The organism is Lysobacter solisilvae, assembly GCF_016613535.2.
GTDB lineage: Bacteria > Pseudomonadota > Gammaproteobacteria > Xanthomonadales > Xanthomonadaceae > Agrilutibacter > Agrilutibacter solisilvae.
In genome coordinates, this window is sequence record NZ_CP071518.1 from 1292384 (window position 1) to 1317041 (window position 24658).

Genomic DNA, 24658 nt, shown 5'->3' on the forward strand with positions numbered 1-24658 from the left:
AGGGACCGGTCACGCGGTCCCGGACCGGCGCATGGCCGCTTGGCGCGCCCGCAAACGACGACGCCGGCCCAGGGCCGGCGTCGTGGTGGTGCCGCGGGAGGCGATGCCTCAGCGCTTCATCGAACTGAAGAACTCGTCGTTCGACTTGGTGGTTTTCATCTTGTCCAGCAGGAACTCCATCGCGCCGATCTCGTCCATGCCGTGCAGCAGCTTGCGCAGGATCCAGATCTTCTGCAGCAGTTCCGGTTCGATCAGCAGGTCCTCGCGGCGGGTGCCCGAGCGGTTGATGTCGATGGCCGGGTACACGCGCTTTTCGGCGATGCGGCGGTTGAGGTGGACTTCCGAGTTGCCGGTGCCCTTGAACTCCTCGTAGATCACCTCGTCCATCTTGCTGCCGGTGTCGATCAGCGCGGTGGCGATGATGGTCAGGCTGCCGCCTTCCTCGACGTTGCGCGCAGCGCCGAAGAAGCGCTTCGGGCGGTGCAGGGCGTTGGCGTCGACGCCGCCGGACAGCACCTTGCCCGAAGAGGGCACGACATTGTTGTAGGCGCGCGCCAGGCGGGTGATGGAGTCGAGCAGGATGACCACGTCCTTCTTGTGCTCGACCAGGCGCTTGGCGCGCTCGATCACCATTTCGGCGACCTGCACGTGGCGGGCGGCGGGTTCATCGAAAGTCGAGGAGACCACTTCGCCGCGCACGGTGCGCTGCATTTCGGTCACTTCCTCGGGGCGTTCGTCGACCAGCAGGACGATCAGGTGCACGTCCGGGTGGTTGTGCGTGATGGCCGTGGCGACCTGCTGCATCATCATGGTCTTGCCGGCCTTGGGCGGCGAGACGATCAGCGCGCGCTGGCCTTTGCCCTGCGGCGCCATCAGGTCGAGGATGCGGCCGGTGATGTCCTCGGTCGAACCGTCGGCGCGCTCGAGCTTGAACTTGCGGCGCGGGAACAGCGGGGTGAGGTTCTCGAACAGGACCTTGTTCTTGGACGCTTCCAGCGGCTCGCCGTTGATCGTGTCGACCACGGCCAGGGCGAAGTAGCGTTCGCCGTCCTTCGGCCAGCGGATGCGGCCGGACAGGTGGTCGCCGGTGCGCAGGTTGAAGCGGCGGATCTGGCTGGGCGAGATGTAGGTGTCGTCCGGGCCGGCCAGGTAGCTGGCCTCGTGCGAGCGCAGGAAACCGAAGCCGTCGGGCAGGATCTCCAGCACGCCGTCGGCGGCAACGCCTTCACCGTGGCGGGTCAGCACCTTGAGCAGGGCGAAGATGACGTCCTGCTTGCGGGCGCGGGCGACGCCTTCCTGGATCTGCAGCTGGTCGGCCAGTTCCAGCAGCTTGTTGGCCGGCATGCGCTTGAGGTCGCCCAGCGAGTACTGCGGGAAGCCTTCAGGCACCTGCGGGTGCGGGCGCGGCACGAAATTCTCGCCATTGCCGCCTTCGTCGGGCATGCCGCCGTCGCGGAATCGTTCGCGCTGGCGGTCGCGCCGGTTGCGGAAGCGGTCGCGGCGGTTGCCACCGCGGCCGTCGAAGTCGCCGCCACCACGCTCGCCGTGGTCGCCGCCGCCTTGGCCGCCCTGGCCACCTTGACTGCCCTCGCCACCTTGACTGCCCTGGCCGCCCTGACCGCCCTGGGGCTTGGCGGACCCGGCGTCGCCGGAGGTCTGCTGCTGCGGGGGTGGAGCGCTGTGCTCGGAGGGCGGCGGGGGAGCCGCGGGCGCGGGCGCCGCAGGGGCGGCCGGGGCGCTGGTAGCGGCGGCCGGGGCGTCGGCCTTCACGACGCGTGCTTTGCGCACGCGCTTCTCGGCGGTTTCGCCGGAATCGGGGGTGTTATCGGACAAGCAGGGAATCCTCGCTAAGCGGCGAGCGCTCGCGGACTGCGAGCGGGACGTCAGGGACGTGGGTCACGGGAGAAGAGGGGCGCGGCCCCGATAACTGAATCGGTCGGCCTGCGCGGTGGAAACTAGCACCGCCGGCGCGGGGCGGCAAGCGGGGCGGGCGGTTTGATTCATGCGGCGGCGCCGGACGGCGGGTGCTGCGGGCCGGCGGCCGGTTCAGGTTCCGGGCCCGCCCGGGGATGCCCCGGGCGGCACCGCCGACGGACGCAAGGCCCGCCGGGGGGAGCGCGGCGCCGTCGGGGACCCCGAGGCGCCGGGTGCCGGCGCCTTACAGCGCCTTGTCGATCATCTGGGTCAGGATGGTCTTGATGTTCGGCGGGGCCCCCATCTGGGAGCTGTGCACCTGCCCGTCCTTGAACATCAGCAGCATCGGGATGCTGCGGATGTTGTACTTCACGCCCAGGGTGGGGAATTTCTCGATATCGACCTTCACCACGCGGGCCTTGCCGTCGTAGCTGTCCGCCAGCTGGTCCACGATCGGGCCGATCGCCTTGCAGGGACCGCACCAGGGGGCCCAGAAATCGACCAGGACCGGCTCCTGCGAGCCCAGCACGACGGCTTCGAAATCGGCGTCGCCGACATGCATCACTTTCTCGCTCACGCAGATCTCCTGGGGTCTGGCCCCGGCAAATCGGGCGGGGCGGGGGTACTGGGTTAAACTGGGGCGTTTCGCGCCGGCTTCAAGACCTGGCGCCTACGACCGACCGGTGCCGGCCGGCCGTGGACCGTACGCCTGAAGACGGCGTATCGGCTCTCACGCCCGCCACGCCCGGCCCAGGCAGTCTGCGATGCGGGCTGCCTCCCATGCAAGCGCGCCCGTCGCGCCAGAGCGAACACGATTCCCTAGTAATGAGCGACAAGCCCCTCACCGATATCACGTTCGATTCGTTCGAACTGCACCCCTCCCTGCTCGCAGGCCTCGAAGCCGCCGGCTTCACCCGCTGCACGCCCATCCAGGCCCTCACCCTGCCGCTGGCCCTGAACGGGCGCGACGTCGCCGGCCAGGCCCAGACCGGCACCGGCAAGACGCTGGCCTTCCTGGTGGCGGTCGTGAACCGCCTGCTGACCCGTCCGGCCCTGGCCGAGCGCAAGCCCGAGGACCCGCGCGCGCTCATCCTGGCGCCCACCCGCGAGCTGGCCATCCAGATCCACAAGGACGCGGTGAAGTTCGGCTCCGAGCTGGGCCTGAAGTTCGCCCTGGTCTACGGCGGCGTCGACTACGACAAGCAGCGCGACCTGCTGCAGAAGGGCGCCGACGTCATCATCGCCACGCCCGGCCGCCTGATCGACTACGTCAAGCAGCACAAGGTGGTCTCGCTGCATGCCTGCGAGATCTGCGTGCTCGACGAAGCCGACCGCATGTTCGACCTGGGCTTCATCAAGGACATCCGCTTCCTGCTGCGCAAGATGCCCGAGCGCACCACGCGGCAGACGCTGCTGTTCTCGGCCACGCTCAGCCACCGGGTGCTGGAGCTGGCCTACGAGCACATGAACGAGCCGGAGAAGCTCGTCGTGGAGTCGGAGTTCATCACCAACGCCAAGGTCAGGCAGATGATGTACTACCCCTCCGACGAGGAGAAGCTGCCGCTGCTGATCGGCCTGCTCTCGCGCAGCGAGGGCGCCCGCACGATGGTGTTCGTCAACACCAAGGCCTTCGTCGAGCGCGTGGCGCGTGCGCTGGAACGCGCCGGCTACCGCGTCGGCGTGCTCTCCGGCGACGTGCCGCAGAAGAAGCGCGAGTCGCTGCTGAAGAAGTTCCAGGCCGGCCAGCTGGAGATCCTGGTGGCCACCGACGTGGCCGCGCGCGGCCTGCACATCGACGGCGTGTCGCACGTCTACAACTACGACCTGCCCTTCGACGCGGAAGACTACGTCCATCGCATCGGCCGCACCGCGCGGCTGGGCGCCGAAGGCGACGCGATCAGCTTCGCCTGCGAGCGCTACGCGATGTCGCTGCCCGACATCGAGGCCTACATCGAGCAGAAGATCCCGACCACGCCCGTCGACGCCGACCTGCTGGTCCCGCTGCCGCGCCCGGTCCGCGAGCTGCCCGCCGCTGGCGCGGACGACGAGGAAGAGGAAAGCATCGGCGCCATCTTCAAGGAAGCGCGCGAACAGCGCGCGGCCGACGAGGAGCGTCGTGGCGGTGGCCGCGGCCATGGCGGCAAGCCCGGTGGCGGCCGTCGCGAAGGCGGTCCGCGCGGCGCTCCGCGTGATGCCTCCCGCGGCCCGCGCCGGGAGCGTCCGGCCGGCGAGGCCGTGGCCGGCCATGCAGTCGCCGCGGGCGAGCAGGCCGCTGCAACCGCGGCCGCGCCGCGTCCGCCGCGCCCACCGCGTCCGGAAGGCGCCACCACGCCGGCCGTCGAAGGCGAGCACGCGCCGCGCAAGCGCCGTCGCCGTCGCGGCGGTCGCCGCATCGACGGTGGCGAGGCGGCCGTGACCACGGCCTCCGCCGCACCCGTCGCCCCGATGCAGGTCAAGGCGTCCCAGCCGGGCCGCGACAAGCCGGCGCACGACAAGGCCGCGGCTCAAAAGGGCGCGCATCAGAAGGGCACGCACGAGAAGGGCGCGTCCGAGCCGAAGGCCGGCCTGCTGTCGCGCCTGGGTCGTGGTCTGAAGAAGCTCGTCACCCGCGCGCCCAGCTCGCAGCACTGACGCGTGCCACGCCCTTCCCCGTACGCGGGGGAGGGATGGGCGGGCTGGCGGTTCGCCGACATGCCCGCTTTCCTGCGGGTCTCCGGTCCTGCGGGCTTCCCCGTCCTGCCGGCTTCCCGTCATGCAGTCCGGCGTCGCCGCTGGCCGCCGCGCACCCCGCAGGCGATACTCGCCGCGACTCCGTCTTCCAGCCCGCACTCGATGCCCGTCCTGCGTTTCGACAACGTCAGCAAGCGCTACGACAGCGGCCACCACGCGCTGACCGACGTCAGCTTCCAGGTCGATCCCGGTGAAATGCTCTTCGTGACCGGCCATTCCGGCGCCGGCAAGAGCACGCTGCTGCGCCTGATCCACCTGAGCGAACGCCCCAGCCGCGGCGCGGTCATCTTCGGCGAGAAGAACCTGCTGAAAGTGCGCGGCAGCCGCGTGGCGCTGCACCGGCGCGAGGTCGGCGTCGTGTTCCAGGACCACCGCCTGCTGACCGACCGCACCGTGGCCGACAACGTCGCCCTGCCGCTGGTGCTGCGCGGCATGCGCCGCGGCGAAATCGGCAAGCGCGTGCGCAGCGTGCTGGAGAAGGTCGGGCTGGCTGCGCGCGCCAACGCGCTGCCGGCGCAACTGTCGGCGGGCGAGCAGCAGCGCGTCGGCATCGCGCGCGCCATCGTCGGCGAACCGCGCCTGCTGGTGGCCGATGAACCCACGGGCAACCTGGACCCGACCCTGTCGGCCGAGATCCCTGGCCCTGTTCGCCGCCCTGCCCGAGCGCGGTACCAGCGTGCTGGTCGCCAGCCACGACCTGGCCCTGCTCAAGCGCATGAAGAAGCGGGTGCTGGTGCTCGACCAGGGCCGGCTGGTCGACGACATCGCCCCGCAGGACCTGGCCGAATGAACACCGAAGCCGCCCCGCGCCCGTCCCCGCTGCGCACCTGGCTGGACCACCATGGCTACAGCGTCGTGGCCAGCCTGGGCCGCTTGTTGCGCCGTCCCGGCGCGACCCTGATCACCGTGGGCGTGTTCGCTGTCGCCCTGGCGCTGCCGCTCGGCCTGTGGGCCAGCCTGGCCAACATCGCGCGACTGGCGGGCAGCGTGCAGCAGGCCCAGGAGATCAGCGTCTTCCTGCGGCCCGAGGTTCCGGTCGAGCGTGCACGCGTCGTCGCGGACTCGCTGCGCACGCGCCGCGACGTGGCGGCGCTGCAGGTGCGCACGCCCGCGCAGGGGCTGGAGGACCTGCGCGCCAGCGGGCTGGAGGAGGCATTGGCGGCGCTGCCCGGCAATCCCCTGCCCAGCGTGCTGGTCGTGACCCCGCGCGGCGCGCCCGAGGCACTGGTGGCGGCGCTGGAGGCGCTGCCCGAGTCCGAGCACGTCGTGCATGACGCCCAGTGGCGCGAACGGCTGCAGCGATGGCTGCAGCTGGGCATGCGGCTGGGCTGGGTGCTCGCGGGCCTGCTGGGCCTGGGCGGCCTGCTGGTGATCGGCTCGGCGGTGCGCGCGGACATCCAGGCGCGGCGCGAGGAAATCGGCGTGCTGCAGTTGCTGGGCGCCAGCGACGGGTTCATCCGCCGGCCGTTCCTTTATCTGGGCGCCGCCTACGGGCTGCTGGGCGGCGCGCTGGCCCTGGGCCTGCTGACTGCGGCCGACCTGGCCCTGCGCGAACCGCTGGCCGCGCTGTCGGGCAGTTATGGCGGCCGCTTCGCGCTGCAGGGTTTCGGACCGCTGCACGCGGCCGCCATCGTGGCCGGTGCGGGCCTGCTGGGGTGGCTCGGCGCGGGGCTGGTGACCGGGCATTACCTCCGCCAGACCCGTCCGACGGAAACCTGATCAAACGCGGACGGGCGTTGCCTAATCGCGCGACGCAACGCGTACACTCCGGCTTCCGCCAACCCTGGCAGCGTCCAACGTCCATGTCTTCGCAAGACCTGCGTCACCTGCAAGATGCTGCGCCGCGGGTCATGGTCGTGGATGGCAGCAAGCTCGTGCGCAAGATGATCGGCGACGTGCTGGTGCGCGAAGTCGCCGACGCCGAGCTGGTCACCTGCGCCAGCATCGACGAAGCGCGCGCCGCCCTGGCGCAGGGCGCGGTGAACCTGGTCACGACTTCGCTGCTGCTGCCCGACGGCGACGGCATCACGCTGGCGCGCACCGTGCGCGAAGCGTCCGGGCAGGCCTACGTGCCGATCATCGTCGTGTCCGGCGGCGCGCAGGACGCCCTGGAATCGCGTCGCTTCACCGAGGACGTCACCGATTATTTCGACAAGGGCCTGGGGTACGGCGCCCTGGCCGCGTTCATCCGCGGCTACGTGCAGCCCGAACCGATCCCCGGTGCGCGCGTGCTCTACGTCGAGGACAGCAAGGTCGTCGCGCTGGCGACCAAGCGCATGCTCGAGCGCCACGGGCTGACGGTGCGGCATTTCGTCGGCGTCGAGGAAGCGCTGGAATACCTGGAGCAGCACCGCGGCCAGGACGATCCCGGCGCCGACCTGGTGCTGACCGACGTGTACCTGAAGGGCGAGCTCAGCGGCAGCGACCTGCTCGACCGCCTGCGCAACGGCTTCGGCTACGGCAAGCGCCGGCTGCCGATCCTTGGTGATGACCGGCGACGCCAATCCGCAGAACCAGAGCGACCTGTTGCGTGCCGGCGCCAACGACCTGGTGCTCAAGCCGATCGAAGAGCGGCTGCTGGTCACCAAGACGCTGTTCCAGCTGCGCGTGGCGCGCATGCCCGAACAGCGCACGATGGACTCCTGATCGTCCACGGCCGGTCCTGCAACGCCCGGTCCGGCCACGGCCGATCCGTCCGGGCCTGATCCACACCGACCCCCCGCGATGCCCTGCCGGCCCACAGGTGCCGCCGGCTATCCTGTGGCGCATGAACGAAACGGTCGACCGCATCCGCCTGCACCCGTCCTGGAAACAGGAAGTGGGCGACTACCTGCAGCGCGAGGACATGCAGGCCCTCGCCGCATTCCTGCGCGAGGCCAGCGCGCGCGGCAGGCGGGTCTTTCCGCCCGGCCCGCAGATCTTCGCCGCGCTGGACGCCACGCCGTTCGACGCGGTCAAGGTGGTGATCCTCGGCCAGGACCCGTACCACGGCGCCGGCCAGGCGCACGGCTTGTGCTTCTCGGTCCAGCCCGGCGTGCCGGTGCCGCCTTCGCTGGACAACATCTACAAGGAACTCCAGCGCGACCTCGGCCTGGCCCGTCCCGACCATGGTTGCCTGACCCGATGGGCCCGCCAGGGCGTGCTGCTGCTCAACGCCGTGCTGACCGTCGAGGAAGGCCGCGCCGGCGCGCACCAGGGCAAGGGGTGGGAGGGCTTCACCGATGCCGTGGTGGCCGCGCTCAACAGCCGGCGCGAGCACCTGGTCTTCATGCTGTGGGGCAGTTACGCCCAGGCCAAGGGCAAGGTGATCGACCCGCGGCGGCACCTGGTGCTGAAGGCCCCGCATCCCTCACCGCTGTCGGCCTACCGCGGCTTCATCGGCTGCGGGCACTTCTCGGCCGCCAACGCGTATCTGGTGCGCCACGGGCAGGCGCCGATCGACTGGTCGCTGGCGGGAAGCGAAGAGCTGGAAGGTGGACGGGCGACGTAAGGGCCCGCGCGGCCCGACGTGAGCCGGGCCGCAAGCCCGGCGTCCGCGTGCCGCTTTGCCGTGTCACGGCACCGCTTCAACGGGTCCGCTTCACCGGTGCTGCTGCCCGGCGGTCACGGCCGGGAACTCACTCGCCCTTGCCCAGCTGCAGCCGGGCGTCGCCCGAGAAGGTTTCCAGGCTGATTTCACCGTCGCCGCCGCCATAGCTGTGCTCGAAGCTTGAGCCGGGGCCGTGCTTGGGGCGGCTGATCTCCACGCCCGGCGCGCTCAGGTCGCCACTGAAGCTTTCGCCGCGCACCTGCGCCGACAGGTTCGCCGGCAGGTTCAGGGTGAGGTTGCCGCTCACGCTTTCCAGTTCGATCCGGCCGCCCTTGGCCAGGCTGGAACCGATGCGCATGTCGCCGGAGACGGTGGTGCCGCTCAGGCGCTCCACGCTGCTCTGGTGACCGGACATCTCCACGTCGCCCGACACCGTCTCCACGTGCACTTCGCCGCTGAGCCGGCCGCGCAGGTCGATGTCGCCGCTCACGCTCTCGGTGCTGACCTGCGCACTGTTGAGGATGAGGTTGAGGTCGCCGCTGACGCTGTCGATGTTCGCGTTGCGCGGCGCGCCGACCACCTTGATGTCGCCGCTGACGCTGTCGACGTTCATCTCGCCCGAGGCCATGCCTTCGATGTCGATGTCGGCCGACACGGCTTCGACTTCCAGGTCCGCCTGCAGCGGCACCATCAGGCGCAGCTCGGAGGGTTCGCTCTTGTCGCTGCCCGAGAAGAAGCCCAGGCCGCCGCTCTTGGGATAGCGCACGCGCACCGACAGGTGCTCGGCGTCGCCGGTGATCTCCAGCTTCTCCACGCCGGCGCCGAGGCTGCCTTCAATCTTGACCTCGCGGCGGTCCCAGGCCCGCACCTCGATGCGGCCCTTGAGGTTTTCAACTTCCAGCCGGCCACGCGCATCCAGTGGCCGCGACTCATTGATGGGGGTGGCCGACCAGGCCGGGGAAGCCAGTCCCAGGCATGCCAGCACGGCGCCGACGAGGAGGAGGGGGGTAGGGGTGCGGTACATGGGAGTTCTCCGGGAAATACGTGCGTGCGGCGTTGCGGCGTGCATGAAAGGAAGGGGTCAGGTGTAGGCCAGGCGCTGGGTCAGCGCGATCCGGTGGGCGTAGGTGCGGCGCAGCTGCTCCAGCAGCAGCGTGGAATCGGGGTCGCGCGCCAGGGCCTGACGGATCAGGGCGGCGTCGCGGTCCAGGGCGTCGAAGGTCGGGCGCAGGCTGGCCGGCACGCGGGCGGTCGGGATGATCCCGGCAACCGGATCGCGCCGGTCGCGCTGACCCAGTTCCTGCAGCGCGGCCTGGTACTGCTGCGTCAGGCTCGCCGCCTCGCGCTGGACCAGGGTGGCCTGCGCGGTGGTCGGCGAAGACGGGGGGCTGCGGAAGCCGTCGCCGCTCAGCCAGCCGACCGCGCCCACCACCAGCAGCACGCTGGCGGCCATCGCCACCGGCTGCAGCCAGCGCGCCCGTCGCGGGGCGGCGGCCTGTCGGGGATGCGTCGCCAGGCGCGCGGCGATGCCGGGCCACAGGTCGTGGGCGGGCGCCGCATCGCGCCGCAGCGCGCGCAACTGCCAGCGCAGGGTGTCGTCCAGCGGCGTGGCATCCATCGCGCCGTCCGGACCCGGACCATTGTCGTTGCGGTGATCGTGCGTCATGCGTGTCCCTCCAGCCGGGCGCGCAGCAGGCCGCGCGCGCGATGCAATTGTGCTTTTGAACTACCGACCGCCATGCCCAGTTCGGCGGCGATCTCGTCGTGTTGCCAGCCCTCCACGTCGTACAGGACCAGCACCGCGCGGGCACGCGGCGGCAGGCTCGCCACGGCGCGCTCCAGGTCCATCGACAGCGCCGTCGCGTGGCCCGCCGAATCGGTGGTGCCCAGCAGCTCGAAGGCGTCTTCGTCGCCCTCGTCGTGCGGCCGGCTGCGGCGGCTGCGCAGGTCCATCAGGGCGGTGTTGACCGCCAGGCGGTGCAGCCAGGTGTTGAAGGAGGATTCGAAGCGGAAGGCGGGCAGGGCCTGCCAGGCGCGGACGAAGGCGTCCTCGGTGAGGTCCTCGGCGCGGGCGCCATGGCCGCCCACCAGCCGGGCGATGACGCCATGGACCCGCCCCGCGTGGCGGCGATACAGCGCCTCGAAGGCGGCCACCTCGCCGCGCGCCGCCGCGCCGATCAGGGCGCGGTCGTCGTCGGCCGGGGTATCCGGGGCCTCGTCGGCGGGGTTGAGGGTCACGGCGGTCAGCATAGTCACTGGGATGCGGCGCCGGCCGCTCGCGTTTAAGCCGGCTGGACCATGACCTTCGACCGGGACCCATTGCGCCCGGCCGGGACCGGCCCCAGTTCAGGATTTCGCGGCGTCACGGCCGCTTCGCCCGCCCCGTCACGATCGTTCCGCTATCGTTTCATCTAACCGTCCTGTCCATTAGAACCAATTGATTCCAAAGGACTTTCCGGCCGTGCATCCCGCCGCGCCGGGCTGGAGCACCGTTCCAGAGCCGCAACAGTGCGGAACTTGAACGGGCTTTAGCAGTCCCACAACCCGACTGCTAAGATGACCTCCATGAGCCAGAACGCCTCCACCGCCCTCATCGCCAACAACCTGCCGATCCCCAGCGCGCTGGGTTCGCTGGACGCCTATATCGGTGCCGTCCACCAGATCCCGGTGCTCACCGCCGAGACCGAGCAGGACCTGGCGCGCCGCTTCCGCGACCAGGACGACCTCGACGCCGCTCGCGACCTGGTGCATTCGCACCTGCGCTTCGTGGTCCACGTGGCCCGCGGCTACAACGGTTACGGCCTGCAGATGGGCGATCTGATCCAGGAAGGCAACATCGGCCTGATGAAGGCGGTCAAGCGATTCGACCCCGAGCAGGGCGTGCGCCTGGTGAGCTTCGCGGTGCACTGGATCCGTGCCGAGATGCACGAGTTCATCCTCAAGAACTGGCGCATCGTGAAGGTCGCCACGACCAAGGCGCAGCGCAAGCTGTTCTTCAACCTGCGTCGCAGCAAGACGCGGCTGGGCTGGATGAATGCCGAGGAAGTGCGCGCGGTCGCGGCCGACCTCAACGTCTCCGAGCGCGAAGTGCTGGAGATGGAGTCGCGCCTGTCCGGTCGCGACATCGGTTTCGACGCACCCGCCGACGAAGACGACGACCACGCGCCGCCGTCGCCGGCCGCCTACCTGCGCACCGATGCCGAGGATCCGTCCCAGGCCTACGAACGCGCCGACCACGAGGACAGCCAGCTCGAGCTGCTGCGCGAGGGCATGGCCAATCTCGACGCCCGTTCGCGCGACATCATCAAGCGCCGCTGGCTGGATGCCGACAGCAAGATCACCCTGCAGGAACTGGCCGACGAATACGGCGTGAGCGCCGAACGCATCCGCCAGGTCGAGGCCAACGCGCTGAAGAAGATGCGCGCGCTGTTCGCGGCGTAAGCCACACGACGAAAAAGACGGCCCGGGAAACCGGGCCGTTTTCGTTTGCGGCGGCGCTCAGCGCCGCGCTGCAGCCGGTAGCGGCGGTCCTTCGACCCACTCGCGGAAGAACGGTCCCAGGTCCTGCCCGCTGGTCGTTTCCATCGCCGCGCGGAAGTCGGCAGTGGTGACGGAGCGGCCGTCGTGGGCGCGCGAGTACGTGCGCACGCCGCGCCAGAAGGCCTCCTCGCCCAGCTGCTCGCGCAGCAGGTGCAGGACGTAGGCGCCCTTCTGGTACACCACGGCGCGGTCGTCGCCGCTGGGCGAGGTCCATTGTGCGTAGACCAGGGCATGGTCGGCGCCCTTGCTGCGCAGCGCCTGCAGGCGCTCGTGCCAGCGCTCCACCTGGGCGCGATAGGCCTGCGGCCCGAAGCGCTGCTCGATCCAGGCCGCCGCCATGAACGTGGCCATGCCTTCGTTGAGCCAGAAGTGGCCCCAGTCGCGGCAGGTCACGCGGTTGCCCCACCACTGGTGCGCGGCCTCGTGCGCGATGAGCGCCTGCGCAGTCGGGTCGTCGAGCACGCGGCGGCCGTACTCCTCCGAGAGCAGCGACAGGCCCGCCAGTTCCTGGCCGACGGTGCTGGCCACGAGGGCCTGGGTGTAATCGCCACGATACCGGCGACCCGCGCGCATCCCGAAGAACCGCAGCATCCGCGCCGTGTCGCCGAAGACGCGGCGCAGCTCGTCCGGCGATCGTTCGATTGCCAGGTAGTGCAGCCCGATGCCGTCGACGCGCTCGGACGCCGCCGCGTAGCGGGCGGCGGCAAAGCCGTACACGTAACTGGGCATCGGCTCGACAAGTCGCCAGCGGTGCAGCGAGCGGCCGCCCTCGCCCGCGCGGACGGACACCAGGCGGCCATTGCCCGCCGAACGCAGGCCGGCCGGCAGCTCCAGCGACAGCGTCAGCGTCGCCCGCTCGTCCGGGGCGTCGACGCAGACCAGCCATTGGCTGGTGGAGAAAATCGTGTAGACCTCGTCGCGTTCGGGATGGAATTCCAGGCCGTACCGCGGCGTGCCCGCGTAGTCGACCGCAAGCTGGCCGCGGCTGCCGGGGCGCAGTGATTCCGGCACGTGCACGCGCAGCACGTGACCCGTGCGCTCGAATGGCAACGCTGCCTCGCCCAGCCGCACGCGTGTCACCGCCAGTTCGCCCGCATCGAACTGGAGCGTGCGTGCCGGCGCCAGCACCCGGAAGTCGATGCGCACGCGGCCGTCCAGGCGGCGGGCCGGGATGTCGGGTCGGAGCCGGGCCTCGTAATGCAGCACGTCGATGCTGCGCGGGGAGGACGGCTCCGCAGCGGCAGCCGACAACGGCGCCATCGCGACGAGCAGCGCGATGGCCAAGCCCGCGACGGGCTTCATTCGCCGCCGCCCGGCTCGCCGCGGCCCAGGATGATCCGCGCGTGCCGCTGGTAGCTCCAGTACGCCCACGCCCAGTTGATCAGGACGATCAGGCGGTTGCGGAAGCCGATCAGGAAGAAGACGTGGATCAGCAGCCAGAACCACCACGCAGGCAGGCCCGACAGCTTCATCCGGCCCAGGTGCACGACCGCGGCCATGCGTCCGATGGTGGCGAGGTTGCCGACGTCCTTGTAGCGGAACGCGGGCGGCGGGGTAGCGCCACGCAGGCGCGCGCGGATCACGTGCGCGACATGGGCGCCCATCTGCTTGGCCGCCGGCGCGACGCCCGGCACGGGCCGGCCGTCCTGCTGCACGCTGGCCAGGTCGCCGGCCACGAAGATCACCGGGTGGCCTGGCACGCTGAGGTCGGGGGCGACCAGCACGCGGCCGGCGCGGTCGCGCGGCGCGTCGAGCAGCGCGCCCAGCGGTGAGGCGGCCACGCCCGCGGCCCACAGCACGGTGCGCGCGGGAATGCGGCGTTCGCCCAGGACGTAGCCCTCGCTGTCGATCGCACTCACCGGCGTGCCGGTGATCACTTCCACGCCCAGGCGTTCGAGCTGCGTGCGTGCACGCGCCGACAGCGACTCGGGAAAACTCGGCAGCACCCGCGGCCCGGCTTCAACCAGGCGCACGCGCGCGGCCGCGGGGTCGATGTGGCGGAACTCGTGGCGCAGCGTGTGCCGCGCGATCTCCGCCAGCGTGCCGGCCAGTTCCACTCCGGTGGGACCGCCGCCGACCACGGCGAAACTCAGCCAGGCTTCGCGCTCGGCCTCGTCGCGCGCGATCTCGGCGCGCTCGAAGGCCAGCAGCAGGCGGCGCCGGATCCCCAGCGCGTCGTCCAGCGTCTTCAGCCCGGGCGCATGCTCGCTCCATTCGTCGTGGCCAAAGTAGGCGTGGGTGGCGCCGCTGGCGAGCAGCAGCAGGTCGTAGTCGAGCGCTTCGCCGGCGCCGTCGCCGTGCGCGGACGACAGGATGACGCGGCGCGCGCCCATGTCCACGCCGACCACTTCGCCCAGCCGCACGTCGACATTGGCCTGCCCGCGCAGGATGTGGCGCAGCGGCGCGGCGATGTCGGGCGCGGACAGGCCGGCCGTCGCCACCTGGTACAGCAGCGGCTGGAACAGGTGATGGTTGCGGCGGTCCAGCAGGGTGATGCGGACCTCGTCCCGCGCCAGCGCGCGCGTGGCCCACAGGCCGGCGAATCCCCCGCCGACGATCACCACGTGCGGCACGCCCGCACCCGCCCTCGCCCCGGAATCGGCGCGTGGCGCCGGCGCATGCATCGCAGTCATGCGCGCATTGTTTCAAACCTGGAGCAGTCGCGCGAATGTCCGGCGTCCGCGCGCCGCGGCACGCTACACCGGGTCGCGGTCGATCGCCGAGATCCGCCGCGTGTCGGGCATCCACAGGTAGACCAGCAGCGAGCAGGCGATGCACGCGGTCACGTACCAGTAGAAGCCGCGTTCCAGCCCCGCGTCCTTGAACCACAGCGCGATGTACTCCGCGGTGCCGCCGAACAGCGCCACGGTCAATGCGTAGGGCAGGCCGACGCCCAGAGCGCGGACCTCCACCGGGAACAACTCGGCCTTCACCACCGCGTTGATCGCCGTGTAGAAGCTGACCACGGTCAGCGCGGCCAGGATCAGCCAGAACGCCTGCGCCGCCGTGCGCACGTCCTCCAGCTGGGTCAGGATCGGCACGGTCAGCAGCGTGCCCAGCACGCCAAACGCGATCAGCACCGGACGGCGCCCGATGCGGTCGGACAACGCGCCCACCAGCGGCTGCAGCAGCATGTAGACGAACAGCGTCGAGGCGTTCAGCACGGACGCCGTATGCGCGTCGAGCCCGGCGCTGTTGACCAGGAACTTGTGCATGTAGGTCGTGTACGTATAGAACGCGAGCGTGCCGCCCATCGTCAGGCCGACGACGGTGAGCACCGCCCGCGGATGCCGTGCCAGCGCGCGCAGCGAACCCTGCCGCTGCTGCGCCGGCGCATCGGCGGCATCCTCGCTGCGCATGAACGCCTGCGTCTCGTGCATGCCGCGGCGCAGCCACAGCGCGGTGACCGCGGCCAGCGCGCCGATCAGGAAGGGGATGCGCCAGCCCCACGCGTACAGCTGCGCGTCGGTGAGGAAGATGCGCTGCAGCGCGATCAGCACGCCCAGCGCGATCAGGTGGCCGCCCACCAGGGTGACGTACTGGAAGCTGGACCAGAAGCCGCGGTGTTCGCGCGTGGCCATCTCGCTCAGGTAGGTGGCCGACGCGCCGTACTCGCCGCCCACGCTCAGGCCCTGCAGCAGGCGCGAGACCACCAGCAGCACGGGCGCGGCGATGCCGATGGTCGCGTAGCCGGGTGTCAGCGCGATGATCAGCGAGCCGGTGCACATCATCAGCACCGACAGCATCAGCGCCCGCCGTCGCCCGTGCCGGTCGGCGTAGCGGCCCAGCAGCCAGCCGCCCAGCGGCCGCATCAGGAAGCCCACCGCGAACACCGCGGCCGTGCGCAGCAGCTGCGAGGTCGGGTCGCCGGCGGGGAAGAAGGCCTGGGCGAAGTACAGCGAGAACGCCGCATAGGCGTACCAGTCGTACCACTCCACCAGGTTGCCGATCGAACCGGCGATGATGCTGCGCAGGCGCCGCGCGGGCGTCATCGCCGCCGTGGTGGCGTCCGCGCCCGCATCCGTCACGCCCGCGTTCGACTCACCCGCATTCGGCACGCCCGCATTCGGCGCTCGGGTATTCAAGCCGGCAGCCGTTGCGCGAGCAGGCGTTCCAGCGCGTCCTGGTCGATCGCGAAACGGCGGATGCCATCGGCCAGCTTCTCGGTGGCCATCGCGTCCTCGTTGTGCCGCCAGCGGAACTGCGCTTCGTCCAGTTCCGGCGGCGGCGGCACGCGGACGCCGTCGTCGCGCAATGTCGGCGCGACCGGCAGCGCGATGCTCGCCGGCGCATCCAGCGCGTCCAGCAGCTCGGGCGCGATGGTGAGCCGGTCGCAGCCGGCCAGCGCCAGCACCTGGCCGATGTTGCGGAAACTGGCGCCCATCACCACCGTGGCATGGCCGTGGCGCTTGTAGTACTGCCAGATGCGCGTGACCGAGGCCACGCCCGGGTCCTCCTGCGGCGACGCCGGCGCGGGCGCGCCCTGCGCCAGGTGCCAGTCGAGGATCCGCCCGACGAAGGGCGAGATCAGGTACACGCCCGCCTGCGCGCAGGCCACGGCCTGGGCGAAGGAGAACAGCAGGGTGAGGTTGCACTGGATGCCTTCGCGTTCCAGCGCGCGCGCGGCCTGGATGCCTTCCCAGGTCGCCGCCATCTTGATCAGCAGCCGCTCGCGCGACACGCCGGCCTGCGAGTACAGATCGACCAGGCGCCGGGCCTGCAGCATCGTGGCCTCGCGGTCGAAGCTCAGTCGCGCGTCGCACTCGGTGGACACGCGCCCGGGCACCAGCGCCGCGATGCGGCAGCCGATCGCCACCGCGAACCGCTCGGCCGCGTCGCGGACGCGCGCCGCTTCATCGCTGCCACGCGCCTGCGCGAGGGCTTCGTCCAGCAGCGGCTGGTACTCGGCCTTGCCGGCCACCTTGAGCAGCAGCGAGGGATTGGTGGTGGCGTCCTGGGGCCGGAACCGCGCGATGGCGTCGATGTCGCCGGTATCGGCGACCACCGTCGAGCTGGCGCGCAGGCGTTCGAGCGCGGTGGCGGGCGGGGCGGCGAGGGGTGCGGGAGTCAGGGGAGCATTCATGTCCCGATGATGCCCAGCGATGCGCGCGGGGACAAATCGCCGGCTGCATGACGCGGCGCTGCGGCGCTTGCCGGAGCACTAACGCGCGCGGGCTTACATTCCGCGCATGCGCACCCTGGCGCCTCCCGTGGCTGGAGAACGACCGACGCCGCATCCGCGCGCGCCGGCGCGCAGGGCCGCGCTGCTGGCCCTGCTCCCGGCGCTGCTCCTGACCCTGCCGGCGACCGCCGAGCCGCCGGCGGATCCGTACGCCGCGCAGCGCCACGCGCTCGTCGACGCCCTGCGCGAGGAACACGACCCGCGCCTGTCCGCGCAGGCGCTGGCGGTGATGGAACAGGTGCCGCGCCACCTGTTCGTCCCCGAGGACCAGCGCGACGAGGCCTACGAAAACCGGCCGCTGGGGATCGGCTACGGCCAGACCATCTCGCAGCCCTACATCGTCGCGCTGATGACCTCGCTCGCCCGTCCCGCGCGCGACCAGCGCATCCTGGAGATCGGCACCGGCTCGGGTTACCAGGCCGCCGTGCTGGGCGCCTTCGGTGCGCAGGTGTATTCGATGGAGATCATCGAGCCGCTGGCGCGCGCCGCGGCCCCGCGCCTGCAGGCGTGGCCGAACGTGCATACGCGCGTGGGCGACGGCTACTACGGCTGGCCGGAGCACGCACCCTTCGACGCGATCGTGGTCACGGCCGCGGCCGGCTCGGTGCCGCCGCCGCTGGTCGCGCAGCTCAAGCCAGGTGGACGGATGGTGATCCCGGTCGGCGGCAGCTTTTTCACCCAGGTGCTGATGGTGGTGGAGAAGGACGCGTCGGGTCTGGTCAGCGCCCGGCAGATCGCGCCGGTGCGGTTCGTGCCGCTGACACGATCGGACTGAGCCTGGTCCGCGCGCACGGGAGCCGGGCCATCACGATGCAAGCGCACGCCACGCCCGCGCTGCCCACGACCCGCCTGGTGGTCGCCATCGCGCTGGTATCGGCCGGCGCCCTGGCCTACCAGCTGCTGCTCATGCGCTGGCTGGCGATCGCGCACTGGTATCCGTTCGCCGCGATGATCATCAGACTGGCGCTGCTCGGCCACGGCGCCAGCGGCACCTGGCTCTCGCTGCAGCGCACGCGCGCGCAGGCACGCTTCCACGCGTGGTTCCCGGCCTGCGCGCTGGCCTTCGCGGCCAGTGCCGTCGCGGTGCTGCCGCTGGCGGCGCGCATTCCCTTCAACGGCCTGGAACTGGTGTGGAATGCGCGCCAGCTGCTGTGGCTGGGCGCGCTGTACCTGCTGCTGGCGCTGCCGTTCTTCTTCGCCGCGGGCTGTTTCGGGCTGGCCTTCGCGGGGCACGGCGAACGCATTCCGCGGCTGTATGGCGCCGACCTGCTGGGCGCCGGCGCCGGCGCCTTGCTGGGCCTGGGGCTGATGTGGCGTCCGCTGTCGCAGGCCCTGGCGCTGGCGGCGGCCTGCGGCGCGCTGGCCGCGCTGATGACCCTGCCGAGCGTGCGCAGTCGGAAGCGATGGCTGATCGCGACCTCGGGCGTGCTTGCCGGCGTGCTGCTGGCGGCGGGATCGGGCCTGCTGGAACCGCCGGTCAATGCGTGGAAAGGACAGTCGCGCACGCTGCTGCTGCCGCAGGCGCGGGTGATCACCCAGTCCGACAGTCCCTACGGCCGTCTCACCGTGGTCGAAAGCCCGCGCGTGCCGCTGCGCCACCAGGTGGGGCTGAGCCTGGCCAACACGCGCGAACCGGCGCCACAACTGGCGGTATTCGTCGATGGCGACGCCATGTGGACGATCACCCGCGCCGCGCCGCCGGACCGGCTGGACTACGTCGACCGCACGCTGGCCGCCTTGCCCTATCGCCTCGTGCCGGCGCCGCGCGTGCTGGTCATGGGCGCCGGTGGCGGCACCGATCTGCGTCTGGCCAAACGCCACCGTGCGCGCAGCATCGACCTGGTGGACGCCGACGCGCGCCGCCTGCGCTGGCAGTGCGAGCGCTTGGTCGCCTACGCCGGTGCGCTGTGCGACGGCGTGCGCACGCATGCCCGCGGGCCGCGCGCGTTCGTGCGCGGGCAGCCCGGGCGTTTCGACCTGATCGTGCTGGCCGGCGAGGAATCGATGACCGGATCCAGCGCCGGCGTGCAGGCCGCCAGCGAGCAGTTCGCGCTGACCCGTGAGGCCGTCGGCGAGTACCTGCATGCGCTCGCGCCGGGCGGCATGCTGGTGGTGACGCGCCTGCGCAAGCAGCCGCCACGCGACGAACTCAAACTGTGGGCGACGCTCGTCGCGGGCCTGCGCGATCGCGGCGGTGCCGCGCCGGCCGCGCACCTGCTGGCCCTGCGCGGCTGGGATGCCAGCCTGATGCTGGCCACGCGCGATCCGCTCACGCCGCGCCAGTACCGCGCCGCGCGTGGCTTCGCCGCGGCCAACGGTTTCGAGCTGCTGCCTGCGCGCGCCCCGATGGCCGCAGCGAAGACAGGCGACACGCCGGACGACCTCGCCGCGGGGCTGCGCGCGCTGCTGACGCCGCAGGCCGACGCCTTCGTGACGCGCTACCGCTTCGCCATCGCCCCGGCCACCGACGACACGCCGTACTTCGGCGATTTCTTCCGCTGGCGCAGCCTGCCGGAGCTGTGGCGGCTGCGCGAGGCCGGCGGCGCGGTGCTGCTGGATTCGGGCTACCTGCTGCTGTGCGCCGCGCTGGTGCAGGCGGTGCTGCTGGCGCTGGCACTCGTGCTGCTGCCGCTGCGCCTGCGCGATCTCGCCTCGGCGCGGGCAGGCCTCCCGCGATGGCGCGTGGCGATGTATTTCATCGGCCTGGGGCTGGCGTTCCTGGTGATCGAGATCGCCTGCCTGTCGCGGCTGGCGCTGCTGGTCGGCCACGGCCTGGTGGCGACCGCGGTGGGGCTGGGCGGCTTCCTGGTGTTCGCGGGCCTGGGCAGCCTGGCCGCGCCGCGCGCGGGTACACCGGCGCGCGCAGTCGCCGCGATCGCGCTGGGCGTGCTGTGGCACGTCGCCACCGCCGCCCTGGTCGCGCTGGTGGCGCCGGCCTCGCCGCTCGGCCTGCGCGCCGCCGCCGCGCTGGTGAGCATCGCGCCGCTGGCCTTCGCGATGGGGATGCCGTTCCCGCTGGGGCTGGCCCGGCTGGCGCGACAAGCGCCGGCGCTGGTGCCGTGGGCGTGGGCGCTCAACGGCTTCGCCAGCGTGGTCGCGGCCATCGCGGCGCTGCTGCTGGCGATGGCGGTCGGCCTGCAGGCCACGCTGGGATTCGCGCTGGCGCTGTACCTGGTGGCGGCGTGGGTGTGGCCGGCGTCCGACGACGCACCGCCACCCGCGCCGCGCAGCGCGGATCGGTCGGCAGGGGCCGATGAGTGAGATCAGTCAGTGAAGATCGGTCAGTGAAGATCGATCAGTAAAACTCGATCAGTGAAACTCGATCAGGTGAGAGCGATCCGTAGCTGTCCGACCACTAGCCCTTCGATCAGTACAGATCGACCGGATCCACATCCAGCGACCAGCGCACGCGCCGCGCCAGCGGCAGCGCGTGGATGACGGGCAGGGCGGCATCGAGCGCGGCGTGCAGGCGCGGACGCTCCGTCGCCGACAGCAGCAGCTGGCTGCGCTGGTAACCGGCGCGCCGCGGCATCGGCGCCGGCAGCGGGCCGTGCAGTTCCAGCTCCAGCTGCGTGTCGGCCAGCGCCTGGCGCGCGGCCTGCAGGAACTGCGTCGTCGCTTCCACCTGCTGCGCCTCGGCGCGCATCAGCGCCAGGTGCGCGAAGGGCGGGAATCCCGCCGCCTCGCGCTGCTCCAGCTCGGCGTGCGCGAAGGCGTGGTAGCCGCCGGCCAGCAGCGTCGACAGCAGCGGGTGCTGCGGGTGGTGCGTCTGCAGCAGCACTTCGCCCGGACGCGCGGCGCGGCCGGCGCGGCCGGCGACCCCTGGATCAGCAGCTGCGCGAGCTTCTCCGGCGCGCGGAAGTCGGCGCTGAACAGTCCTTCGTCGATCCCGACCACCGCCACCAGCGCCAGCTGCGGCAGGTCATGGCCCTTGGCCAGCATCTGCGTGCCGACCAGGATGCCGGGCGCATCGCCGAACTGCGCCAGCAGCGTCTCCAGCGCATCGCGCCGCTGCGTGGTGCCGCGGTCGATCCGCAGCACGGGCACATCGGGGAAGCGCGCGGCCAGCGCTTCCTCGATGCGTTCGGTGCCGGCGCCCTGCGACTGCAGCGCCAGGCCGCCGCAGTCCGGACAGGCATCGGGCGCCGGCCGGCGCGCGCCGCAGTGGTGGCACTGCAGGCGGCGTCCGCCGGCGTGCACGGTCATCGGCGTGGCGCTGGTCGGCGTGCTGCAGCGCGCGCAGTGCGCGGTCCAGCCGCAGTCGTGGCACAGCAGCACGGGGGCGTACCCGCGGCGGTTCTTGAACACCAGCGCCTGGCCGCCGCCGGCCAGCGTGGCCTCGACCGCGGCCAGCAGTTCCGGCGACAGGCCGGCCTCGAGCGGGCGCTTGCGCACGTCCACCACCCGCACGCGCGGCGCGCGCGCCACGCCCGCCCGCGTCGGCAGGCGCAGGTGCGTGTAGCGGCCGGCCTGCGCATTGCGCAGGCTCTCCAGCGACGGCGTCGCGCTGCCCAGCACGATCGGTACATCCAGCGCCCGCGCGCGCACCAGCGCGAAGTCGCGCGCGTGGTAGCGGATGCCATCGAGCTGCTTGAAGCTGCCGTCGTGTTCCTCGTCGATCACGATCAGCCCGGCGCGCGGCAGCGGCAGGAACACCGAACGCGTGCCCACCACCACCTGCGCCTCGCCGCGCGCGCACGCGGCCCAGGTGCGCGCGCGTTCGCCGTCGCCCAGGCCCGAGTGCAGCGCGCGCACCGGCACGCCCAGCCGCTCGCGGAAGCGCCGCAGCGTCTGCGGGGTCAGGCCGATCTCCGGCACCAGCACCAGCGCCTGGCGGCCGCGGGCGAGGCAGTCGGCGATCGCCTGCAGGTACACCTCGGTCTTGCCGCTGCCGGTGACGCCGTCCAGCAGCAGCGGGGCGAAGCCGTCGCGGGCGGCCAGCACTGCATCGAACGCCGCGCGCTGCTCCGGGTTGGGCGCGGGGCCGGTGGCCGCCTGCGCCGGCACCGGCGCGCCCGGCGCCACGACGCGTTCGACCAGGCCGCGCTTGAGCAGCGCCCGGGCGGCCGCGCGCCAGTCCTCCACGGTGTCGGCCAGCAGGTCCTCCTCCTGCTGCCCGCCCTGGAGCACTTCGGCCAGCCGGCGTGGCCGGCCGCGCAGCCGGGCCAGGCCGGTGGCGCCGCTTTCGGTCAGGCGCCAGGCCCAGGCGTGGGTGTCGGGCAGCGGCTCGCCCTGGCGCAGGGGCGCCGGCAGCGCGGTGGCCAGCACCTCGCCCAGCGGCGCATGGGTGTAGCGGGCCAGCCAGCGCAGGGATTCCAGCAGCTCGCCCTGGAACAGCGGCGCCTCGTCGAGCCGCTGCCCCGTCTTCAGCACGCCGGTCCCGGCCGCCGGGCCGATGCCGGCCACCACACCGACCAGCTCGCGCGGGCCGAAGCCCACCCGGACCCGCCGGCCGATGTCGCCCGGCACGGCCGCCTGGCCGTCGTCGGGGCGGTAGTCGAACAGCCCCGGGACGGGGACCGGGAGGGCCACCTGCCAGACGGGGCCGGTCATGCGACGGCACCGCGTTGGAAGCTGTGAGGACCGCCGTTGCCGGCAAGGGCTGAACAGGGCCCCGGGGCCCGGCCCAGAACCCCTCCTTCCTCCCCCGAGCGGGGGAGCAAGTTGCGCGCCATTGCTCCGGACTTTGTGACGTAACGCACGCAACTATCGGATACGAAAAGAGATTCCCGTTTATCCACACGATCTGTGGATAAATCTGTGGACGGCGCCTCGCCAGAGATGCGCAATGCCGTAAAGACAAGCCCCGCAGACAGGTTGGCGAAAAAAGTGCCAACGCGGCTAATCGCTTTTAAATCAACAGCTTGAGCGTGAAACCTTTTCGTCACATCGAGTGAAGAGCCGGTTACGCCGGCGTGCATGACGGCCGCGTTACTGCTGTGCACAACCGATTTCGTCGCAACCCGCGTCGCCATTGGAGGAGCACGTAAAACGCCCGTGTCAAGACGTTCCGGGCCGCCCGGGCTGAACGCGCCGCGTCCGCGCCGGATCGCCCCCCGATCGCTCACGCCAGCGCGGCCAGGACGCGGCGGCTGGCGGTGAACCGGCCGCCGAACCGGGCCTGTCCGTCGGCGCGCAGGCGGGGGGCGTGGTCGCGCAGGTAGGCGTCCAGCGCCGCCTGGTCGACCAGGGTGTACTGGACGCACAGGCTGACCCGTCCCGGAAGCGGGGCGGGGTCGGTCACCTCGAAGCGGCGCGCGCCGGCGAAGCCGGGCAGGGCGCGGATCTCCGCCACGTGGTCGGCCAGCCAGGCCAGGTAGGGCCCGCGGATGCCGGCCTCCACGTCCAGGTTGACCTCGTACACCACCCCGCCCGGCGCGGTCATGGCACCCGCGGTCGCGGCCGGCGCGGTCACGTCACCATCCCGGCCAGGAAGGCCATGGCAGTGGCGAAGCTGATCATCATCACGTAGATCGCGCCGATGACCAGGTACTTGGCCAGCGTGACCGCCCAGTGCTGGCCGTAGACCCGCCGCTGCATCACGAACAGGTAGATCGGCATCCAGATCCACAGCGCGGCCGTGGCCAGGCCGGTCACCACCGACACCCAGCCCGCGCTGAAGGCCTCGCTGATGCCCGACAGCAGGAACAGGCCCATCAGCATCAGCAGCAGCCAGGCGTGGCTGTAGAGCGCGACCGCGACGTGTTCCAAGTACAGCCGGCGCGAGCCCAGGTAGAACACCTTCAGCAGCAGCGCGAACACGGGAATGAAGAGGAACAGCGCGGTCGGCAGGGTGCCCATGAACATCTGCACCAGGCGGTCCGGGTCGGCTTCCAGCGCGCCCACGTTCTCCTTGGCGCGGCCGATCCTGCGGTTGAGCCAGCGGTCGGCGAAACCGGGCAGCCAGCCGACGTCGACGGGGTTGGTCTTCTCGTCCCAGGGGCGGCCGTTGAACGACCAGTCGTCGTCACCCGGGCCGGTCACGATCCGCGTGGTCGGCGGCGAAGCGGCGCCACCCTTGGCCCCCGGGGTGCCGGCCGGCGCCGCGTCGCGACCGCGCGCCGGCGTGGCGGCGCCCGCGGCCGGCTTCGCACCGGTGGGTTTGGCGTTGGCCGCGTTGCGCAGCTCGGCGATGCGGTCGGACGCTTCGCCCTGGATGCGCACGCGCGCCGTCACCAGCGCCGGATTGACCCCGGGCACCTTGGCGGCCTCCTTCTCGGCCACCGCCAGTTCGGCCAGGGTCTGGTCGCGGATGCGTTCGACCTCGGCGACGGTCCGCGCCGCCTCGATCCGCGACTCGTAGCCGTTGCTCGAGAACGAGCCCTGGTCCAGGTGCACGGTGAGCTTGCCGACGAAGAAAGTCAGCAGGCTCAGCAGTACGAACAGCCGGATCGGCGCCACGTAGCGCACGCGCTGGCCGGCCAGGTAGTTGCAGGCGACCCGGCCGGGCGACATCAGGTCGCGCAGGGTCTGGAACACCCGTCCGTCCAGGTGCCAGAAGGATTCGAAGATCTCCTCCAGGGCATGCGCGAAACTGCGCACCGGGCTGTGCACGCCCTGCCCGCAGGCGTGGCAGAACTCGCCCTGCAGGGGGGTGCCGCAGTTCTCGCAGTCCGTGGCGGCCGCGTGGGTCGTAGATGCGCTCATGCCTTCCGCTCGAGTCCTGTCCGTCAGTGCGAGGCCGCGCCGGCCGGCGCGCCGCGGAGTGCGTTGTCGTGTCGGCCTGCCTGTGCATGCGACGGCGAACTTCGCGGCGGCGAACA

Annotated in this window: 17 protein-coding genes and 5 pseudogenes; 10 read left to right on the forward strand and 12 right to left on the reverse strand. The window is 71.6% G+C overall.

The window, feature by feature from the left end; translation table 11 throughout:
- Positions 1–108 precede the first annotated feature (108 nt).
- Together rho and trxA are read right to left on the reverse strand one after the other, a co-directional pair.
- Positions 109–1788 (reverse strand): transcription termination factor Rho, encoded by a 1680-nt coding sequence (gene rho, locus I8J32_RS05620; protein WP_407061016.1) that lies wholly within the window; start codon positions 1786–1788, stop codon positions 109–111.
- A gap of 370 nt (positions 1789–2158) precedes the next feature.
- A complete protein-coding gene (gene trxA, locus I8J32_RS05625; RefSeq protein WP_200614538.1) occupies positions 2159–2491 on the reverse strand; it encodes a thioredoxin in 333 nt (110 codons plus the stop codon).
- Positions 2492–2739: 248 nt separating this feature from the next.
- Here trxA and rhlB point away from each other — a divergent pair, with 248 nt between their 5' ends.
- The 7 genes and pseudogenes from rhlB to ung all read left to right on the forward strand — a co-directional run bounded on the left by rhlB (position 2740) and on the right by ung (position 8134).
- Positions 2740–4545, forward strand: coding sequence for an ATP-dependent RNA helicase RhlB (gene rhlB, locus I8J32_RS05630; protein ID WP_200614536.1), 1806 nt, complete (start codon positions 2740–2742; stop codon positions 4543–4545).
- A 201-nt stretch (positions 4546–4746) separates the two neighbouring features.
- Positions 4747–5434, forward strand: a pseudogene (gene ftsE / locus I8J32_RS05635) (cell division ATP-binding protein FtsE).
- A complete protein-coding gene (gene ftsX / locus I8J32_RS05640; RefSeq protein WP_200614532.1) occupies positions 5431–6363 on the forward strand; it encodes a permease-like cell division protein FtsX in 933 nt (310 codons plus the stop codon). The pseudogene ftsE and the gene ftsX overlap by 4 nt, the downstream one beginning before the upstream one ends.
- Before the next feature lie 83 nt (positions 6364–6446).
- Positions 6447–6954: pseudogene (locus tag I8J32_RS18050) on the forward strand (response regulator); the annotation flags it as partial.
- Positions 6933–7031 (forward strand): annotated as a pseudogene (locus I8J32_RS18055) (response regulator); the annotation flags it as partial. The pseudogenes I8J32_RS18050 and I8J32_RS18055, both read left to right, overlap by 22 nt.
- Positions 7020–7290, forward strand: a pseudogene (locus tag I8J32_RS18060) (response regulator); the annotation flags it as partial. The pseudogenes I8J32_RS18055 and I8J32_RS18060, both read left to right, overlap by 12 nt.
- A 121-nt stretch (positions 7291–7411) precedes the next feature.
- Entirely contained in the window at positions 7412–8134 is a 723-nt protein-coding gene (gene ung / locus I8J32_RS05650) for a uracil-DNA glycosylase (RefSeq protein WP_200614529.1), read from the forward strand.
- A gap of 127 nt (positions 8135–8261) precedes the next feature.
- Here the strand turns inward: ung and I8J32_RS05655 are convergent, their stop codons facing one another.
- Genes I8J32_RS05655 through I8J32_RS05665 form a run of 3 tightly spaced genes read right to left on the reverse strand, consistent with a single transcriptional unit; the run spans position 8262 to position 10423 of the window.
- The gene (locus tag I8J32_RS05655; RefSeq protein WP_200614528.1) at positions 8262–9197 is read right to left on the reverse strand and encodes a DUF4097 family beta strand repeat-containing protein; all 936 of its coding nucleotides are present in this window, start codon (positions 9195–9197) and stop codon (positions 8262–8264) included.
- A 57-nt stretch (positions 9198–9254) separates the two neighbouring features.
- Positions 9255–9839, reverse strand: a complete 585-nt coding sequence (locus tag I8J32_RS05660; protein WP_200614527.1) for a hypothetical protein — start codon at positions 9837–9839, stop codon at positions 9255–9257.
- On the reverse strand, positions 9836–10423 hold the full coding sequence (locus I8J32_RS05665) for an RNA polymerase sigma factor (RefSeq protein WP_207526816.1): 588 nt from the start codon (positions 10421–10423) through the stop codon (positions 9836–9838). Before I8J32_RS05665 ends, I8J32_RS05660 begins: the two co-directional genes overlap by 4 nt.
- Positions 10424–10738: 315 nt before the next feature.
- Between I8J32_RS05665 and rpoH the strand changes: the two genes are divergently transcribed.
- Positions 10739–11614, forward strand: coding sequence for an RNA polymerase sigma factor RpoH (gene rpoH / locus I8J32_RS05670; protein WP_200614525.1), 876 nt, complete (start codon positions 10739–10741; stop codon positions 11612–11614).
- Positions 11615–11671: 57 nt separating this feature from the next.
- On the opposite strand, the gene I8J32_RS05675 is transcribed toward rpoH, so the two are convergent.
- The 4 genes from I8J32_RS05675 to tal form a co-directional block, all read right to left on the reverse strand.
- Positions 11672–13015, reverse strand: coding sequence for a M1 family metallopeptidase (locus I8J32_RS05675; protein ID WP_245156429.1), 1344 nt, complete (start codon positions 13013–13015; stop codon positions 11672–11674).
- Positions 13012–14337, reverse strand: coding sequence for an NAD(P)/FAD-dependent oxidoreductase (locus tag I8J32_RS05680; protein WP_200615076.1), 1326 nt, complete (start codon positions 14335–14337; stop codon positions 13012–13014). The genes I8J32_RS05675 and I8J32_RS05680 overlap by 4 nt, the downstream gene beginning before the upstream one ends.
- A gap of 72 nt (positions 14338–14409) precedes the next feature.
- On the reverse strand, positions 14410–15741 hold the full coding sequence (locus I8J32_RS05685; RefSeq protein WP_245156430.1) for an MFS transporter: 1332 nt from the start codon (positions 15739–15741) through the stop codon (positions 14410–14412).
- Between the two features lie 53 nt (positions 15742–15794).
- Positions 15795–16796 carry a transaldolase gene (gene tal, locus I8J32_RS05690; protein ID WP_200614524.1) on the reverse strand — a complete coding sequence of 334 codons (1002 nt, stop codon included), beginning with the start codon at positions 16794–16796 and terminating at the stop codon, positions 15795–15797.
- Positions 16797–16902: 106 nt separating this feature from the next.
- Between tal and I8J32_RS05695 the strand changes: the two genes are divergently transcribed.
- Together I8J32_RS05695 and I8J32_RS05700 are read left to right on the forward strand one after the other, a co-directional pair.
- Positions 16903–17670 carry a protein-L-isoaspartate(D-aspartate) O-methyltransferase gene (locus I8J32_RS05695; RefSeq protein WP_200614523.1) on the forward strand — a complete coding sequence of 256 codons (768 nt, stop codon included), beginning with the start codon at positions 16903–16905 and terminating at the stop codon, positions 17668–17670.
- A gap of 35 nt (positions 17671–17705) precedes the next feature.
- Positions 17706–20156, forward strand: coding sequence for a polyamine aminopropyltransferase (locus I8J32_RS05700; RefSeq protein ID WP_207526817.1), 2451 nt, complete (start codon positions 17706–17708; stop codon positions 20154–20156).
- A gap of 106 nt (positions 20157–20262) precedes the next feature.
- Here the strand turns inward: I8J32_RS05700 and I8J32_RS05705 are convergent.
- The 3 genes and pseudogenes from I8J32_RS05705 to I8J32_RS05715 form a co-directional block, all read right to left on the reverse strand.
- Positions 20263–22448: pseudogene (locus tag I8J32_RS05705) on the reverse strand (primosomal protein N').
- 511 nt (positions 22449–22959) lie between these two features.
- Positions 22960–23310, reverse strand: a complete 351-nt coding sequence (locus I8J32_RS05710) for a DUF4286 family protein (RefSeq protein ID WP_200614517.1) — start codon at positions 23308–23310, stop codon at positions 22960–22962.
- Positions 23307–24542 carry a DUF3667 domain-containing protein gene (locus I8J32_RS05715; RefSeq protein WP_200614515.1) on the reverse strand — a complete coding sequence of 412 codons (1236 nt, stop codon included), beginning with the start codon at positions 24540–24542 and terminating at the stop codon, positions 23307–23309. Before I8J32_RS05715 ends, I8J32_RS05710 begins: the two co-directional genes overlap by 4 nt.
- Positions 24543–24658 lie beyond the last annotated feature (116 nt).